Annotated in this window: 13 protein-coding genes and 1 pseudogene; 9 read left to right on the forward strand and 5 right to left on the reverse strand. The window is 73.3% G+C overall.

Going from position 1 to position 16,584, the window contains the following annotated elements; all coding sequences use genetic code 11:
• Positions 1–215: 215 nt before the first annotated feature.
• From GA0070623_RS22280 to thiC, 3 genes and pseudogenes are all read left to right on the forward strand, one after another.
• Positions 216–674: pseudogene (locus GA0070623_RS22280) on the forward strand (thiamine phosphate synthase); the annotation flags it as partial.
• Entirely contained in the window at positions 671–1,459 is a 789-nt protein-coding gene (thiD, locus tag GA0070623_RS22285) for a bifunctional hydroxymethylpyrimidine kinase/phosphomethylpyrimidine kinase (RefSeq protein WP_067313339.1), read from the forward strand. The pseudogene GA0070623_RS22280 and the gene thiD, both read left to right, overlap by 4 nt.
• Positions 1,460–1,476: 17 nt before the next feature.
• Positions 1,477–3,069 (forward strand): phosphomethylpyrimidine synthase ThiC, encoded by a 1,593-nt coding sequence (thiC, locus tag GA0070623_RS22290; RefSeq protein WP_084261527.1) that lies wholly within the window; start codon positions 1,477–1,479, stop codon positions 3,067–3,069.
• A gap of 239 nt (positions 3,070–3,308) precedes the next feature.
• Here the strand turns inward: thiC and GA0070623_RS22295 are convergent, their stop codons facing one another.
• The 4 genes from GA0070623_RS22295 to GA0070623_RS22310 form a co-directional block, all read right to left on the reverse strand.
• Positions 3,309–5,510 carry a hypothetical protein gene (locus GA0070623_RS22295; protein ID WP_067313335.1) on the reverse strand — a complete coding sequence of 734 codons (2,202 nt, stop codon included), beginning with the start codon at positions 5,508–5,510 and terminating at the stop codon, positions 3,309–3,311.
• A gap of 86 nt (positions 5,511–5,596) precedes the next feature.
• Positions 5,597–5,905, reverse strand: coding sequence for a cupin domain-containing protein (locus GA0070623_RS22300; RefSeq protein ID WP_067313332.1), 309 nt, complete (start codon positions 5,903–5,905; stop codon positions 5,597–5,599).
• Positions 5,905–6,852, reverse strand: a complete 948-nt coding sequence (locus GA0070623_RS22305) for an LLM class F420-dependent oxidoreductase (RefSeq protein ID WP_067313340.1) — start codon at positions 6,850–6,852, stop codon at positions 5,905–5,907. The genes GA0070623_RS22300 and GA0070623_RS22305 overlap by 1 nt, the downstream gene beginning before the upstream one ends.
• Before the next feature lie 2 nt (positions 6,853–6,854).
• Complete coding sequence (locus GA0070623_RS22310) at positions 6,855–7,640, reverse strand: ABC transporter ATP-binding protein (RefSeq protein ID WP_067313330.1); 786 nt, start codon at positions 7,638–7,640, stop codon at positions 6,855–6,857.
• Positions 7,641–7,904: 264 nt separating this feature from the next.
• Between GA0070623_RS22310 and GA0070623_RS22315 the strand changes: the two genes are divergently transcribed.
• Positions 7,905–8,933 carry an ABC transporter substrate-binding protein gene (locus GA0070623_RS22315; protein WP_067313328.1) on the forward strand — a complete coding sequence of 343 codons (1,029 nt, stop codon included), beginning with the start codon at positions 7,905–7,907 and terminating at the stop codon, positions 8,931–8,933.
• A gap of 100 nt (positions 8,934–9,033) precedes the next feature.
• Entirely contained in the window at positions 9,034–9,912 is an 879-nt protein-coding gene (locus tag GA0070623_RS22320) for an ABC transporter permease (protein WP_067313326.1), read from the forward strand.
• 178 nt (positions 9,913–10,090) lie between these two features.
• On the opposite strand, the gene GA0070623_RS22325 is transcribed toward GA0070623_RS22320, so the two are convergent.
• Positions 10,091–11,272 carry an ABC transporter substrate-binding protein gene (locus GA0070623_RS22325; protein ID WP_067313324.1) on the reverse strand — a complete coding sequence of 394 codons (1,182 nt, stop codon included), beginning with the start codon at positions 11,270–11,272 and terminating at the stop codon, positions 10,091–10,093.
• A 438-nt stretch (positions 11,273–11,710) separates the two neighbouring features.
• On the opposite strand from GA0070623_RS22325, the gene GA0070623_RS22330 reads away from it, so the two are divergent.
• From GA0070623_RS22330 to GA0070623_RS22345, 4 genes are all read left to right on the forward strand, one after another.
• The gene (locus GA0070623_RS22330) at positions 11,711–15,034 is read left to right on the forward strand and encodes a sensor histidine kinase (RefSeq protein WP_067313322.1); all 3,324 of its coding nucleotides are present in this window, start codon (positions 11,711–11,713) and stop codon (positions 15,032–15,034) included.
• On the forward strand, positions 15,031–15,438 hold the full coding sequence (locus GA0070623_RS22335; RefSeq protein WP_067313320.1) for a roadblock/LC7 domain-containing protein: 408 nt from the start codon (positions 15,031–15,033) through the stop codon (positions 15,436–15,438). The genes GA0070623_RS22330 and GA0070623_RS22335 overlap by 4 nt, the downstream gene beginning before the upstream one ends.
• 87 nt (positions 15,439–15,525) lie before the next feature.
• The gene (locus tag GA0070623_RS22340) at positions 15,526–15,888 is read left to right on the forward strand and encodes a DUF742 domain-containing protein (RefSeq protein WP_067313317.1); all 363 of its coding nucleotides are present in this window, start codon (positions 15,526–15,528) and stop codon (positions 15,886–15,888) included.
• Entirely contained in the window at positions 15,869–16,492 is a 624-nt protein-coding gene (locus GA0070623_RS22345) for a GTP-binding protein (RefSeq protein ID WP_067313315.1), read from the forward strand. Before GA0070623_RS22340 ends, GA0070623_RS22345 begins: the two co-directional genes overlap by 20 nt.
• The last annotated feature ends 92 nt before the right edge of the window (positions 16,493–16,584 follow it).

A 16,584-nucleotide genomic window follows, 5' to 3' on the forward strand; every position in this document is an offset into this window, starting at 1 on the left:
CCGACGGCTCCGACGGCTCCGGCGGCTCCGACGGCTCCGGCGGCTCCGACGGCTCCCGCGGCTCCGACGGCTCCGACGGGTCCGACGGCTCCGACGGCTCCAGCGGCTTCGGCGGCTCCGACGGGTCCGATGGCTTCGGCGGCTTCGGCGGCTCCGATGGCTTCGACTCGGCCGGCCCGGACTCGGCCGGCCCGGACTCGGCCGGCCCGGACTCGGCCGGCCCGGACTCGGCCGGTGCCGGTGCCGGTGCTGGTGCCGGTGGGGCAGTGCATCTGGCCGCGGCCGGGCCGTACCCGCCGCCGGCCGTGCGGCTCGTCGGCCGGTCCTGTCACGACCCGGCCGAGCTGGCCCGGCTCAGCACCGAGCACTACGTGACGCTCTCGCCGGTCTGGACCACCCGCAGCAAACCCGGCTACGGCCCACCCCTGCACCCGGACGGGCTGCGCCGGCTGGTCCGGCTCAGCCCGGTGCCCGTACTCGCGCTGGGTGGCATCGAGACCCCGCAGCAGGTGGCGGCCTGTGTCGAGGCGGGCGCGGTCGGGGTGGCGGTGCTCGGCGCGATCATGCGGGCCGCCGACCCGGCCGAGGTCGCGGCGACCCTCACCGGTGTCTTCGCCACGCGCCCGACGGACCGCACCCCGATCAGCGACACGTGGCCCGAGGAGGGGACATGACACCGACGACCGTGCTGACCATCGCCGGCTCCGACTCCGGCGGCGGCGCCGGCATCCAGGCCGACCTGAAGGTCTTCGCCGCCCTCGGCGCGTACGGCACCAGCGTGCTGACCGCCGTCACCGCGCAGAACACCCGGGGCGTGGACGCCGTGCTGCCGCTGCCCCCGCGCACCGTCACCGAGCAGCTCGACAGCGTGCTCGCCGACTTCGCGGTCCGGGCGGTGAAGACCGGGATGCTCGGCACCCCGGCGGTCGCCGACGTGGTGGCCGAGGCGGCGAAGGCGGGTCGGCTGCCGCACCTCGTCGTCGACCCGGTGCTCGTCGCCACCAGTGGACACCGGCTCGGGGTGGTGGCGGCGGTCGAGCGGCTGCTGCCGTACGCACGGGTGGCGACGCCGAACTGCGCGGAGGCCGCCGCCCTCACCGGACATCCGGTGACCACGGTCGGGGAGATGGTCGAGGCGGCGCGGGCGCTGACGGCCGGCGGCCCGGAGTTCGTGGTGGTCACCGGCGGCGACGTCGACGCGGACGGCGAGTCGGTCGACGTGCTGGCCGGCGGCGGGACGACCACCCTGCTCCGCGCGCCACGGGTGGACACCCGGCACAGCCACGGCACCGGCTGCTCGTTCTCGGCCGCCATCGCCGTCCGGCTGGCCGCCGGCGACCCGGTGCCGGTCGCGGTCGCCACCGCCAAGGAGTACGTCACCCGTGCGCTGACCGGCGGGCGGGGTTGGGAACTGGGCGCGGGACGCGGCCCGTTGGATCACTTCGGCTGGTCCCGATGACCGTCAGGGAGGCTGTCATGCAGGCACGTCGCAAGGTCTACGTCGAGGGATCCCGGCCGGACGTCCGGGTGCCGTTCGCCGAGGTGGAGCTGAGCGGGGACAATCCGCCGGTCCGCCTCTACGACACCTCCGGCCCCGGCTCGGACCCGGCGGTGGGGCTGCCGCCGCTGCGTGGTCCGTGGATCGCCGAGCGGGGCGACGTCGCGCCGAGCCGGGGCGCGGGCACCCCGCTGGCCGGCGTCGACGCCAAACGACCCACCCAGCTCTGGTACGCCCGCGCCGGGGTGGTCACTCCGGAGATGGAGTTCGTGGCGATCCGCGAGGGGCTGCCGCCGGAGCTGGTCCGGGACGAGATCGCCGCCGGGCGGGCGGTGCTGCCGCTCAACGTCAACCACCCCGAGTGCGAGCCGGCGATCATCGGCAAGGCGTTCCTGGTGAAGGTGAACGCCAACATCGGCACGTCGGCGGTGACCTCGTCGGTCGCCGAGGAGGTGGAGAAGCTGACCTGGGCCACCCGGTGGGGCGCGGACACCGTGATGGACCTGTCGACCGGCAAGCGGATCCACGAGACCCGGGAGGCGATCGTCCGCAACTCGCCGGTGCCGATCGGCACCGTGCCGATCTACCAGGCGCTGGAGAAGGTCGGTGGCGACCCGGTGAAGCTGAGCTGGGAGATGTTCCGGGAGACCGTCATCGAGCAGGCCGAGCAGGGCGTGGACTACATGACGGTGCACGCGGGGGTGCTGCTGCCGTACGTGCCGCTGGCGGTGGACCGGGTCACCGGGATCGTCTCCCGGGGCGGTTCGATCATGGCGGCCTGGTGCCTGGCGCACCACGAGGAGAACTTCCTCTACACCAACTTCCGGGAGCTGTGCGAGATCCTCGCCCGGTACGACGTGACCTTCTCGCTCGGCGACGGCCTGCGGCCCGGCTCGATCGCCGACGCCAACGACGAGGCCCAGTTCGCCGAGCTGCGCACCCTCGGTGAACTGACCAGGATCGCCTGGGAGTACGACGTGCAGGTGATGATCGAGGGTCCGGGCCACGTGCCGATGCACAAGATCAAGGAGAACGTGGACCTCCAGCAGGAGTGGTGCCACGAGGCCCCGTTCTACACCCTCGGCCCGCTGACCACGGACATCGCACCGGCGTACGACCACATCACCTCGGCGATCGGGGCCGCGATGATCGGCATGTTCGGCACCGCGATGCTGTGTTACGTCACCCCGAAGGAGCACCTCGGGCTGCCCGACCGGGACGACGTGAAGGCCGGCGTGATCGCGTACAAGATCGCGGCGCACGCGGCCGACCTGGCCAAGGGGCACCCCGGCGCGCAGGCCTGGGACGACGCGCTGTCGAAGGCGCGGTTCGAGTTCCGCTGGGAAGACCAGTTCAACCTGTCGCTGGACCCGGAGACCGCCCGCTCCTACCACGACGCGACGCTCCCGGCGGAGCCGGCGAAGACCGCGCACTTCTGCTCGATGTGCGGCCCGAAGTTCTGCTCCATGAAGATCACCCAGGAACTCAAGGAGTACGCCGCCCAGGGCATGCAGGGCAAGTCGGCCGAGTTCCGCTCCACCGGCAACCGCCTCTACCTCCCCCTGGCCTGACCCCGGCGCCCCCGCCCCGCCCTCCGCGCCCCCGCCCCGCCCTCCGCCGCCCCCCCGTGCTTCACCGCGGTGATCAAGAGGTTTGCGTCAACTTTGCGCCGGACCCTGACGTAAACCTCTTGATCATCGAAGCGAGGGCGAGGGCGTGGGCGTGGGCGGGCGTGGGCGCGGGCGCGGGGGAGGGGGCGCGGGAGGGGAGGGTGCGCGGGTGTGCGGGCTGGGGCGTCGGGTGGGTAGGGTCAGTCGCGATGGTGGCGGCCGCTGGTGCGTAGCGAGCGGCGGCCGCTCTCCCGTTCCGGTTCGTTGTCGGCCAGGGGCTTGCTCAGGCCGGCGACCCAGTCGACGTACTCGTCGTCAGGGGTCGCCTGCGCTGCGTCTCGGCCTTCCGCCTGCTCGGCCTCGGGCGGCCGGTTGCGCCGGAACAGCCCGCGCCGACCCTTGGTCTTTCCGGCTGCCTTCCGATCGTCGCTGCCAGCTGTCGTGTGATCGTCGCTGCCGGCAGGCGCGGGGGCGGCGGAATCCGAGCCGGCGGGAGGGCCGGCGGGATCCGGGGCGGCGGAGTTCGGGGCGGCGGGCTTCCTCTCCAGCGGGGTGTCGGCGGGGGAGCTGCCCGCCTCCCAGCGGAGGTTGACCGGTCCGGGGGTGTCCGTCCGTTCGGTGGTGTCCGGCTCCGGGAACGGCAGGACGGCCGGGGCCGGTACGGGGCGGCCGGCGTCGGTCGGTCCACCGGTGCCGCTCAGGTCCGGCAGTTGGTGGCGGGGGCGGGGCATGCCGTCGACCCCGCCCGGCGTGACGTGACGCAACCCGACGACGGGCGGTACCGGGCCGGCGGCGGGGCCACCGGTGGCCCGCGCACCGGGACGGGTGCTGTCCGGCTCGGCGCTGTCCAGGGTGGTGCTGTCCAGGGTGGTGCCGTCCGGCTCGGTGCTGTCCGGTGCTGCGGCACCGGAAAGCCCGGACCGGGTGGCGGCCGGCCGCCTCCCGCCGGTGTCGCCGACCTCGGTCGGCGAGGCAGGGGCGGATCGGGTGGCGGCCGGTCGTTCGCCCTCGGTGTCGCCGACCCCGGCTGCCGAGGTGGGGGCGGGTCGCGCGGTGGAACCGACCGGGGCGCCGGTGGTGGCGGCCCGGGTCCTCGGGGTCCGCTTCGGTCGGGACTTGGCGGCGGGGGCGGGTTCGTCCCCGGTGGCCGGTCCGGCGGCCAGCCCCTGCCCGGCACCGGTGCTCTCGGCCCGGGGCAGACTGCCCGGAGCCGGAGCCGGAGCCGGAGCCGGAGCCGGAGCCGGAGCCGGGCGGATCGTCGGTCGGTCGGTGACGGTGGCGGCGGGATCCGGCCAGTCCCAGTGGGCTGGGGTGCCACCCGATCCCGATGCGTCGGGGTCGGGGCTCTGGCCGACAGCACCGAGATCCACGGTGACCGGCTCGTCCGCCACGGTGCCGTCCCAGGCGGTCCCGACCGCCGTGGTTCCGGCCGGAACGGTCCTGTCCGGGGCGGTTCCGTCCGTCGTGGCCGGGGCCGGGCCGGGCACGGCGGGCAACGGCGCGAGGATGTCGGTCGGCTCGATCGCCCCGTCCGGGTCACCGGCGGCGGGGCGGGCGGGCAGCAGCGGCCAGCGCACCAGCGCGGCGGTGGTCGAGCCGAGCGCGCCGGTGACGACCGCGATCAGCGCGCCGTAGTACGGGCCGAGCTGGTAACGGTCCGCCGGGTCGCCGGGCCCTGCGGTCAGGTAGGCGAAGGCGAGCAGCACCGGGCCGGCCGCGCCGGTGGCCCCGCCGATCAGCGGGGCCTGGCCGCGCCGTCGGGCGAGCACCCCGGTCACCGCGCCGGCCACCAGCGCGACCACGGGCAGCAGCACCGTCGCCAGCCACCGCGCTTGGTCCGGGCCGAGCCAGGCCGGCTCCAGCACCCCCAGTCGTACGGTGCGCAGCGGCTCGGTGGACAGCACCCCCGGCGTGGCCGAGACCGCCGCGAGTAGCCAGACCGTGCCCGCCAGCAGGGCGACGTTCCAGCCCAGCGGGGGGCGGAGCAGGACGGCCGAGGCGGCAGTCGCGCCGAGCACCGCCCCGGCGACCGCACAGATGCCGGCCGCCCGGACCGGGTCGACGCCGCCGAGTTCGGCGGCCCGCGCGGGCTGCATGCAGAGCGGGGCGACGACCAGCGCGCCGAGCGCGGCGGCACCGGAGACCGCCAGGCGTACCGCGGTGGTCTCCGGTAGCCCCTCGCGGCGGGCGAGCCGGTCGGTGAGGACCGCGCCGACCACGGCGGCGGTCGCCGCGAACCAGCCGACCCAGGCGAGCTGGGCCAGCCACCGGTTGACGTCGGGGAAGTCGCCGGCGAGCCGGACGATGCCGAAGCCGTACGCGATGCCGAGCTGGCCGGCCCCGGCCAACATGCTCACCCCGAATGCGGTGAGCAGCAGTCTGCCCCACGTCCGAAAGGCCATGTCGGGCACGTTACGGCCCGGTGCGCCCGATCGCCACTGCGGCGCGGCGTGGCCGGGACCAGCTGTTACCCAAGCTCTACCAGCGACTACTTGAGTTCCACCAGACGGGCCAGGTAAGTCGTGTCCCCGACATTGGTGAGCATGTGGACGGCGCCCGGATCCCGGTAGACCACGCCGCCGGTGGGTTCGTCGGCGTCGATCCGGGTGCCGTCGATCGTCTGCACCACGTTCTTCGCACCCTCGATCGCGATCACCAGGTACGGGTGGTCGTGCCGGTGCAGCGGCTGCCGCTCGCCCGGGGCCAGCCGGATGTGCCAGACCCGCACCCGGTCGTTCTCGTAGACGATCTCCTGGCCGACCGGGCCGAGTTCGAGGTCGTGCGTCACGTCGGTCATCAGGATCCGTCCAGTTGGGGGAGCACTTCGGCGGCGATGAGCTCCAGCTGGTCGAGGTCGTCGAGGTCGATCAGCCGGAGGTGGACCCGGGTGGCGCCGACCGCCGCGAACTCGCCGATCCGGTCGACCAGCTGGGCGGGGGAGCCGACCACCGGGTCCTCGGGCGGCAGCGCGCTCTTGACGTGCAGCGGCGCGGCCCGGCGCTGGGCTTCGACGTCGGTCCGCCCGATCGCCACCACGATCCCGGCGGAGTACACCAGTGGCGCCCGTCCCGAGTCGGCCCGGCCGGCCCGGTCGCAGGCCTCCCGTACCCGGTCGTACGCCTGGGCGGTCTCCCCGACCGACGTGAACGGCACGTTGAACTCGTCGGCGTACCGGGCGGCCAGGTCGGGGGTGCGTTTCGGGCCGCGGCCCCCGACGATCACCGGTGGCCCCGGCTGCTGGACCGGTTTGGGCAGGGCCGGGGCGTCGACCAGCCGGTAGTACTCGCCGGCCCAGGTGTAGCTCTCGCCGACCGGGGTGCGCCACAGGCCGGTGACGATCTCCAGCTGCTCGGCGAGCCGGTCGAAGCGCTCGCCGACGCCGGGGAAGGGGATGCCGTACGCGGTGTGCTCCCGCTCGTACCAGCCGGCGCCGATGCCCAGCTCGACCCGGCCGCCGCTCATCTGGTCGACCTGGGCGACCATCACGGCCAGCGGGCCGGGCAGCCGGAAGGTGGCCGAGGTGACCAGGGTGCCCAGCCGGATGCGGGAGGTCTCGCGGGCGAGCGCGGCCAGGGTCAGCCAGGCGTCGGTGGGGCCGGGCAGCCCGGGTTCGTCGCTCATCGCCCGGTAGTGGTCGGCCCGGAGGAACCCGTCGAAGCCGCCGGCCTCGCAGAGCCGGGCGAACCGGAGCTGGTCGTCGTAGCTCGCGCCCCGGTGCGGCTCGGTGAAGACGGCCACCCGCACGGTCATCGTCCCTCCACCCCGGCCGCCGCCGGCAGGTCCCGTTCCATCAGCAGCTCGTGCAGGTCGGCACTGACCCGGGCGACGTCGGCGAGGTGCGCGTTGCGGCCGAGGGTGCGGGGGCGGGGGATGTCCACCTCGACGATCTTGCGGATCCGGCCGGGGCGGGGGCTGAGCACGACCACCCGGTCGGCCAGCAGCACCGCCTCGTCGATGGAGTGGGTGACGAAGACGACGGTCGCGCCGGTCTCCATGTGCACCCGTTGCAGCTCACCGGAGAGCTCCTCCCGGGTCAGCGCGTCCAGGGCGGAGAAGGGCTCGTCCATCAGCATCACCCGGGGCTGGCCGATCAGCGACCGGCACAGCGACACCCGCTGCTGCATGCCGCCGGAGAGTTCGTGCGGCAGCCGCTTCTCGAAGCCGGCCAGCCCGGAGAGTTCCAGCAGCTGCCGGGCGCGGTCGCGGTGCTTGGCCCGGCTCCAGCCGAAGATCTCGGCGGGCAGCAGCACGTTGTCGAGCACGGTGCGCCAGGGGAGCAGGGCGGGCTTCTGGAAGAGCATCGCGACGTCGCGGCGGGGCCGGGTGATCGGGCTGCCGGCGACGGTGATCTCGCCACCGGTGACCGGCAGCAGCCCGGCGATCATCCTGAGTAAGGTGGACTTGCCGCAGCCGGAGCGGCCGAGCACGGCGACGAACTCGCCCTCGGCCACGTCGAGATTGATCCCGCGCAGCGCCTCGACCCGCCCCGAACGGCCGTCGAAGGTACGCGACACATCGGACAGTCGGATCATCGCCGTCGGTCTCCCCTGAGTCGGCGGTCAGGAATCTGACAAGGGTATCCCCAGCGTGCTGGCTGGTCACCGTCCGGGGTGGAGTGCAGTTGTTTCCGTTCCGCAACCCGATCCGCCTGGTGTGGTGACGGTAAGTGTCTCGTACGCTGTGCCAGCGAAGAGTCCCTTCACGACGGCGGCATCGGTGCCCCCTCACGCCGGTTGCCGCCGGAACGACAACCCCCTCCGGGTACACCGCCCGGTCGGAAAGGACATGGTGCACAGATGACAAGGCTGACCCGCACGGTCGCCGCGGCCACCCTGGCCACCGCCCTCGCCCTGGTCTCCGCCTGCAGTGGCGGGTCCGACTCGGCGGACGCAAAGGCCGGCGACGGTACGTCGCTGGAAAAGGTGACCTACCTCACCTCGTTTGGTAACTTCGGCCGTGACTCGTACGCCTGGGTGGCGAAGGAGAAGGGCTTCTTCAAGGAGGCCGGCTTCGACGTGGAGATCAAGCCCGGTCAGGGCACCGGCGCGGTCATCCAGACCATCGTCGGCGGTCAGGCCGACTTCGGCCCGATCGACCTGACCGGTGGCCTGCTCCAGGTCGGCAACGGGGTGGCCAAGGACTTCGTGGCGGTGGCCGCGATCCAGCAGCGCACCATGGCCGCCATCGTCTCGGTCGAGGGCAAGAACATCGCCACGCCGAAGGACCTGGAGGGCAAGAAGCTCGCGGACACCCCCGGCTCCGTCGTGCGCAACCTCTTCCCGACGTACGCCCGGATGGCCGGGGTGGACTACAGCAAGGTGACCTGGGTCAACGGTGACGCGCAGGGGCTGATCGGCCAGCTCGCCGGCGGCCAGGTGGACGGCATCGGCCAGTTCGTCGTCGGGCAGCCGACCGTCGAGGCGGTCACCAAGAAGAAGCCGGTCGTGCTGCCGTACAGCAACGTGATGCAGGACCTCTACGGCAACGCGCTGATCACCTCCAGCAAGATCGCCAAGGAGAACCCGGAGAAGGTGAAGAAGTTCACCGCGGCGCTGCTCAAGGGTCTGGAGTACGCCCTGGCCAACCCGCAGGAGGCGGCCGAGCTGCTGAAGAAGAACGTCGACGCCACCAACCCGGCGGCCGCCGCCGCCGAGCTGCAGCTGATGGCCGGCTACGTCCGCTCCAGCAACTCCGGCACCGCCATCGGCACGTTGGACAGCGACCGGGTCGCCAAGAGCATCGCGATCCTCCAGGGTGCCGGCGCGCTCAAGTCGAACATCACCCCGGACCAGGTCATCGACTTCAACCTCGTGCCGAAGGCCTGACCGACACCGACGGTGCCACGGGGGTGCGACCCAGCGGGACGACCGGTGGGCGCACCCCCGTCGCGTGCCGGCCAGCGTGCCGGCAGGAGAGGAGGACCCTGTGACGGAGTCGATCCGGACCCGTCCCGTACCCGGGTCGGCCGGACCGCCGACCGCCGCGGGCGGCACCGCGCCGACCGTCCCCCCGGCGGCCGGCCGGTCACCCCGGTCCCGGATGCGTCCCGCGACGGTCGGTCTGCCGCTGCTCGGCCTGGTGGTCACGGTGGCCGTCTGGTGGGCGGTCACCTCCGGGCTGCACCTGGTACACCCGGCGTCCCTGCCGCCGCCGCAGGCGGTCTGGTCGTCGCTGACCGCATCCGCGGACGTACTCTTCCCGGCGCTGGGCACGACCACCCTGATGACGCTGCTCGGCTTCCTGCTCTCGACGGTCGCCGGGGTGCTGATCGGGATGGCGCTGGCCGCCTCCCGGCGGGTCGAACGGATGTTCGCCCCGCTGCTGGTGGCGGTCAACGCGGTGCCCAAGATCGCGCTGGGGCCGCTGCTGGTGGTCTCGGTCGGCTGGGGTGCCAAGCCGATCCTGACCATGGTGTTCCTGCTCTGCTTCTTCCCGATCGTGCTCTCCACCGCCACCGGGCTCACCACCACCCCGGCTGACCTGGCCGAACTGGCCCGGTCGCTGAACGCCTCCTGGTGGCAGTCGTTCCGCAAGGTGCGGTTCCCGGCCGCGTTGCCGCAGATCTTCGTCGGCCTGAAGGTGGCGATGCCGCTGGCCGCGATCGGCGCGGTGATCGGGGAGTTCTACTCCGACAAGCCGGGCCTGGGTTACCAGATCCTCCAGTACAACGGGGTCGGCGACACCGCCACGGCGTGGGCGGCGATCGTGCTGATCGCGACGATGAGCATCGTGCTCTACTCGGCGCTGTCGCTGGTCGAGCGGCTGGCCCTGCCCTGGGTCCGGGCCACCACCTCGGCCCGCTGACCCCGGGGACGCCCGGCCACGGAGCACCGACGGGCCGACCCCACCTCGGGGGTCGGCCCGTCGGTCACGGCGGACACCCGGGCCGCCCCCACGGTGGAGACACCGGGGGCGGCCCGGCCGGTCAGCGCGGAAAGTCCGGCCCGTGGGCGCGGCCCGTCAGCGCGGCGAGCCCGGCCCGTCAGCCGGCCAGCCGCCATCGGCCGCCCCGGGCCACCAGCGTGGTCAGCGCCTGCGGCATCAGGCCGGAGTGGTTGTCCGGGGTCATCCGGATCGGTCCGGACAGGCCGTCGAGCTGGGACGTCTCCAGGACGTCGCGGAGGCCGTCCCGGTTGACGCTGCCGGTCGGACCGCCGGCCCGCAGCGCGGAGTCGGCGATCAGCTGGACCGCGTCGGCGGCGAACGACGAGAGTCCGTTGTAGCCGCCGAACCGGGCGGTGTAGTCCTGGAACCACTGCCGGCGGGCGGCCTTGGCCGGGGTGGTGGCGATGACGTCGTCGATCACCATGGTCTGGGTGAAGATCAGGGTGGCCCGCTCGGTGGCCCGGCCGGAGCCGCCCAGGAACAGGTCGCCGGCGGCGGCGGCGTCGAAGAAGAGCGACCCGGCGTAGCCGGACTGGTCGGCGGCGGTGGCGGCGAGGGCGGCCTGCTCCGGCGGGGTCCAGATGATCAGGCCGGCGGGGTCGCGGTTGGCGAGCCGGCGGATCGGCTCGCCGAGTTCGGTGTCGGTGGTGCGGACCGCCTCGGCCCGGACCCGCTTGATGCCGACCTTGCGGAACTCGTCGTCCAACGCGGCCAGGCCCTCCCGGCCGTAGTCGTCCGCGCTGTGCAGGATGCCGACCTCGGTGATCCCGCGCCGGCGCAGCTCGACGGTGAGGGCGGCGGCGCTGTCGGCGGCGTTCGGCGCGAGCTTGAACACGTACCGGCGTTCAGGGGCCGGGCTGGCGACCGCCCCCGACGGGGCGAGCGCGATCGTCGGGATCTTCCGCTCGTTGATGGTGCGGACGGCGCCGACGGCGCACTCGTTGCAGCCACCCATGATGATGGCGTGGACCTTGGCGTCGTTGCTGAAGTCGCCGACGTTGCGCAGCGACTCGTTGACGTCGGACCGGTTGTCCTTGACCGTCAGTCTGACCTTCCGCTTGCCCAGTGCGCCGGAGGCGTTCAACTGGTCGACCTTCAGTTCCAGGGCGCGCTGGTACGCCTTGCCGACCGGCGCGGCGGCACCGGAGAGTTCGAGGTCGGCGCCGATGGTGATCGGGCTGTCGTCCTCCTCTGCCGCCCCGAACGAGCAGCCGGTGAGCGTGGTGGCCAGCACGGCCGATGCGAGCGCCACGATGGTCGCGGAGCGGATGGGGCTCAACTCAGTCCTCCATGTGCGGCGTGGGGCAGGCCCCTCACCGCCGCTAGTCCGTCCTCAGTGGAGAAACGGGATTGGGTGCCGTACGGTGTGCGCGAAAGCCTGCAAAACCTTGCCAATGCGGGGGCGCTGCGGTCAAGCGCGGAGCTGTCGGCGGTTTCGGGACGCGAATCTCACATCGTGGGGACATCAGATATTTACCGATGCTCACTCATCAGAGGCGAACGAACACTCTGGAGTGACATGCCCTGTTCAGGGGTGGCCTGCTAATGAGGGCAAAAGGCGACCGACGTGTCGGCCGACCGATTTCTGCCTCGTTGCCGACTTCCCAAACAGGATCTTCTCTGATGAAATCGCGGCCGTGCCGCGCATGGCGCTGTCCGTTGCACCAGGCGCGGGTCGGCGGGTCAGGCGTGTGGAAGATACGACGGAGGCGATGTCGTGAGCACCGGACCGACGGCCCTGCCCGAGCCAGGCGAAAGCGCCGGACCTGAACGGGGACGCCGACTGCCCCGGCTGCGGGACGCGCGCATTCGCTCCAAGCTCGCCCTCATTCTGGTCGTGCCGGTCGCCGCAGTCGTCCTGTTGGCAACAATGCGACTGGTGTCCACTACCGAGGGTGCTGTAGACGCTACTCAGATCCGGTCACTGACGGCACTGTCCATCGAGGTTTCCGCGCTGACGCAGGATCTGCACAAGGAACGGATGGCCGCCGCAGCTTTTCTGGCCAACCCCCAGCTGCGCCCGGACGACTACAACCTGCGGGTGCGGGCCACCGGTGAGCGGGTCAACAGCTACCGGGCCGAGCGCACCGACCTCGGCGAGGTGCCGACCGCCGTGCGGGACCGGCTCACCGTGATCGACGACCACCTGCGGACGCTCGACGCGACCCGCCAGGAGGTGCTCGACCGCCGGCAGATGCCGGTCGCCGAGGCCACCCTGCGGTACGGCGTGATCCTCACCGACCTGGTCTCGTACGGCGACACCCTGGCGCAGCTGTCCGGGCAGGAGAGCCTGGCGGACGCCCGCCGCGCGGTGGCCGCGTTCAGCCGGGCCAAGGCCGCCGTCGCCGAGGAGGAGGCGGTCGCCTACACCGCGCTGGTCGGTGGACGCCTGGACGAGGAGCAGTTCTCCTCCTTCGTGGCGACCCTGACCAGCCAGCAGGAGGCGCTGCTCGGCTTCTCCCTCGCCGCCGACCCCACCCAGCGGGCGCTGGTCGACGGCGCGGTCTCCGGGGACGCCGTCGGTCTGGCCGACCGGGTGGCCGCCGACATCACCCGCTCGGTCGGGCAGCGCAGTCCGGTCAGCGCGGGCGACGCCAGCGCCTCGATCGGCGCGGTCAACGACCTGATGCGGTGGACCGAGATCCAGCTCCAGGACACCCTGCTCGCCCGCTCCGAGCAGGCCCGCAGCGACGTGATCCAGCAGGCCGTCATCGAGTCGGTGCTGGTGCTGCTCACCCTGATCACGGCGATCACCCTCGCCGTGGTGCTGGCCCGCTCGCTGAACCACTCGCTGCGCCGGCTGCGCGAGGGTGCCCTGTCGGTGGCCAACCACGACCTGCCGGACGCGGTCAAGCGGCTGCAGAACATGGGCAGCGTCAGCGACGGCGGCGTGGAGGAGATCGTCCGGCAGGTACGGGATCCGATCCGGTTGACCAACCGGGACGAGGTCGGCCAGGTGGCGCTGGCCTTCAACGTGGTCCACCGGGAGGCCGTCCGGGTCGCCGCCGAGCAGGCGGCGCTGCGGACCAGCGTCTCGGCGATGTTCCTGAACCTGGCCCGGCGCAGTCAGACCCTGGTCGACAAGATGATCGGCGAGCTGGACGCGATCGAGCGCGGCGAGGAGGACCCGAAGCGGCTGGCCCAGCTCTTCGAACTCGACCACCTCGCCACCCGGATGCGCCGCAACGACGAGAACCTGCTGGTGCTGGCCGGTGCCGACTCGGCCGTACCGCGTCGCGACGACGCGTTGCTGGTCGACGTGCTGCGGGCCGCCCAGTCCGAGGTGGAGCTCTACAACCGGATCGAGTTCGGCACCGTCGACACCGACATCTCGGTCGCCGCCCACGCCGTCAACGACGTGGTACGGCTCGTCGCCGAGCTGCTGGACAACGCCACCCGCTTCTCCTCGCCGACCACCACCGTGGTCGCCGACGGCCGACGCATCCGCGACTACGTGCTGATCCAGATCGAGGACCGGGGACTGGGCCTGACCGACGAGCAGTTGGACTCGCTCAACCGTCGGCTCGCCGCGCCGCCCACCGTGGACGTGGCCGCCTTCCGGCTGATGGGTCTCGCCGTGGTCAGCCGGCTCGCCGGTCGCTACAGCATCCGGGTGGAGCTGCGCCGCAACGTCGAGGGCGGCACCGTGGCGCAGGTGACGCTGCCCAACGCCACCGTGGTGCTCCCCGCCCACCGGGGTCGGGACCAGGCGGTCAACCGGCCGCGCCAGCCGCTGGCGGTCGAGCAGCCCGCGCCCGCCACGACCGGTATCGGCAACGCCTTCGCCGGTGCCCGCAGCGCCGCGGCGACGTTGACCGACCAGTGGCGGACCACCCCGCCGGCGCCGGCCGCCTGGCAGTCGCCGGTGGACGCCCGGGACACCGCCCCGGCCGTGCAGTTCGGCGGCCCGGTCTCCGCGCCCCCGCTGACCCCCGTCTCCGCCCCCGCTGCCGACTCCGGGTTCTCCGCCTTCTCGGCCGGCAGCCCCACGGTGGCGAACCCGACCATCGACCCGCTGCCGAGGCGGGCCGCGCCGGCCGAGGCCACCCCGGTGCTCCCGGTCGGCCCGGTCGCCGGTGCGCTGGCCGCCCCCACCACCGCGGATTCCTACGGTGGCCCGGCGATGCCGTTCGCCGGCACCCCCGCCGCCGGTCCGTACGCGGGTGCCCCCGCCGCTGCTCCCTACGCGGGTGCCCCTGCCGCCGGTCCGTACGCGGGTGCCCCCGCTGCGGGTCCGTTCGCGGGTGCCCCCGCCGCCACCCCGTTCGCGGGTGCCCCCGCCGCCACCCCGTTCGCGGCACCGGCTGCGTCGTCGTACGCCGCCCCCGCCGCGCCGTACAGCCCTCCGGCGGCGTCGTACGCGCCGCCGACGCCGGCTGCGCCGGTGGTGGCCCGCCCGGACCGGCCGGCCGACTCGCCGATCTTCCGGGAGATGGAGGCGGTGTGGTTCCGGTCCCACGGGGACGACGCCACCGCGATCTTCACCCGGCCCCGCTTCGACGACGAGCCGCCCGCCGCACCGGCCCGGTCGAACGGCGCGGCCCGGCCGTCCCGCCCACCGCTGCCGACCCGGGTACCCGCCGCGCCCACCGCGGCCGGCACCCCGACCGTCACGCCCGCCCCGGCCCCTGCGGAGGCGCCCGCCGTGACCGTCCCCGACACGCCGGCCGCCACCGTGCCGCCGACATACGCCACCACCGACGCGCCGCCCGCGCCACCGCACGCCGCCACCGAGGCCCCGGCGGCCCCGGCCGGTGGCGACTCCGAGGCCTGGCGGACGGCGGCCGACGAGGGATGGTCCCGGGCCAGCCAGGCGGCCGAGCCCGCCAGCGCCGGCACCACCCGCTCGGGCCTGCCGAAGCGGGTGCCGCAGGCCCAGCTCGTGCCCGGCGGGATCGAGCCGAAGGGCGGCCGGGACCGCAGTCGCCGTACCCCCGACGAAGTACGCGGCCTGCTCTCGGCGTACCACCGCGGTGTGCAGCGCGGACGCACCGCGGGCGCGGACCTCAACAGCACCTCGACCAAGGAGACGAACCGATGAACAGGCCAGCTGCCATGCAGGACATGGGTTGGCTGCTCACCAACTTCGCCGACAGCGTGGCGGGCATCGCCCACGTGGTGGCGGTGTCCGCGGACGGGCTGCTGCTCGCCTCCTCGCGGGACCTGCCCACCGACCGGGCCGACCAGCTCGCCGCGATCACCTCCGGCGTGGTGAGTCTGACCGAGGGTGCCGCCCGGATGTTCAGCGCTGGCGGGGTGCTGCAGACAGTGATCGAGATGGACAGCGGTTACCTGTTCCTGATGTCGATCAGTGACGGCTCGTCGATGGCGGTGCTCGCGGCCCGCAGCTGCGACGTCGGCCAGGTCGGTTACGAGATGGCGTTGCTGGTCGAGCGGGTGGGCGCGGCGCTGGTGCCGCTGCCCCGGGACGCCGTGCGTTCGTAGCACGCCGGAGGGGTGGCCGGGCGCGACCGCGTCCGGCCGGGGACGAGGCGACCGGGGCGGACCCGGGCGGGAGGAGGTGATCGCGGCATGGACCCCCGACGGGATCCCCGTGGAGCACTGGTCCGTCCGTACGCGGTCACCCGGGGCCGCACCGAGCCGAGCCGGGACATCGCGCTGGAGGCGGTGCTCACCTCCAGCGCGACCCAGGTGGCCGAGTCCCGCTTCGCCGGGCACGACAAGTACCGCATCGCCACCGTCTGCGAGGGTCGGGCGCAGTCGCTGGCGGAGATCGCCGCGTACACCCGGATGCCGTTGGGCGTCGCCCGGGTGCTGGTCGCCGACCTGGTCGCCGACGGTCTGCTCACGCTACACACTGCCGCTCCCGCCGAGGGGTTCGAGGAGCGAATGGAAATCCTTGGAAGGGTGCTAAGTGGACTTCGCAGGCTATGACCCCGTCGGGTCGCGCCAGAGCCGGGGAATCGTCTCCGCGAAGATCGTGGTCGCGGGCGGCTTCGGCGTGGGCAAGACGACCCTGGTCGGAGCGATCTCCGAGATCACTCCGCTGACCACAGAGGCGTTGATGACCGCCGCGGGCGTCGGGATCGACGATCCGTCGAAGGTGCCCGGCAAGGAGACCACCACGGTCGCCATGGACTTCGGCCGGATCACCATGGCGCAGGACCTGATCCTGTACCTCTTCGGCACCCCCGGGCAGACCCGGTTCTGGTTCATGTGGGACGAGATCATCCGGGGGGCGGTGGGGGCCGCCGTCCTGGTGGACACCCGGCGGATCACCGACGCCTTCGCCCCGCTGGACTACTTCGAGAACCGCAAACTGCCGTACGTGGTCGCGCTGAACCGGTTCGACGGCTCGGACCTGTACGAGCCGGAGGAGGTCCGGGAAGCGCTCGCCATCTCGGCGGACGTGCCGCTGGTGATGTGCGACGCCCGGGACCGGGAGTCGGTCAAGCAGGTGCTGGTGACCGTGGTCGAGCACGCCATGCTCCGGCTCCAGGCCGAGCACGGCCGGGGCTTCCCGACCCCGGTGGGCTGAGCGCGGGCGGGTCGCCGGTGGTGACGGCGCAGGCCCCGGGCCGGGTCGTCACCACCGGCGACCCCGGCCGCCACCGTGCGCCGCCCGGGGTC

Source organism: Micromonospora rifamycinica (assembly GCF_900090265.1).
In the GTDB taxonomy this organism is placed as follows: Bacteria; Actinomycetota; Actinomycetes; order Mycobacteriales; family Micromonosporaceae; genus Micromonospora; species Micromonospora rifamycinica.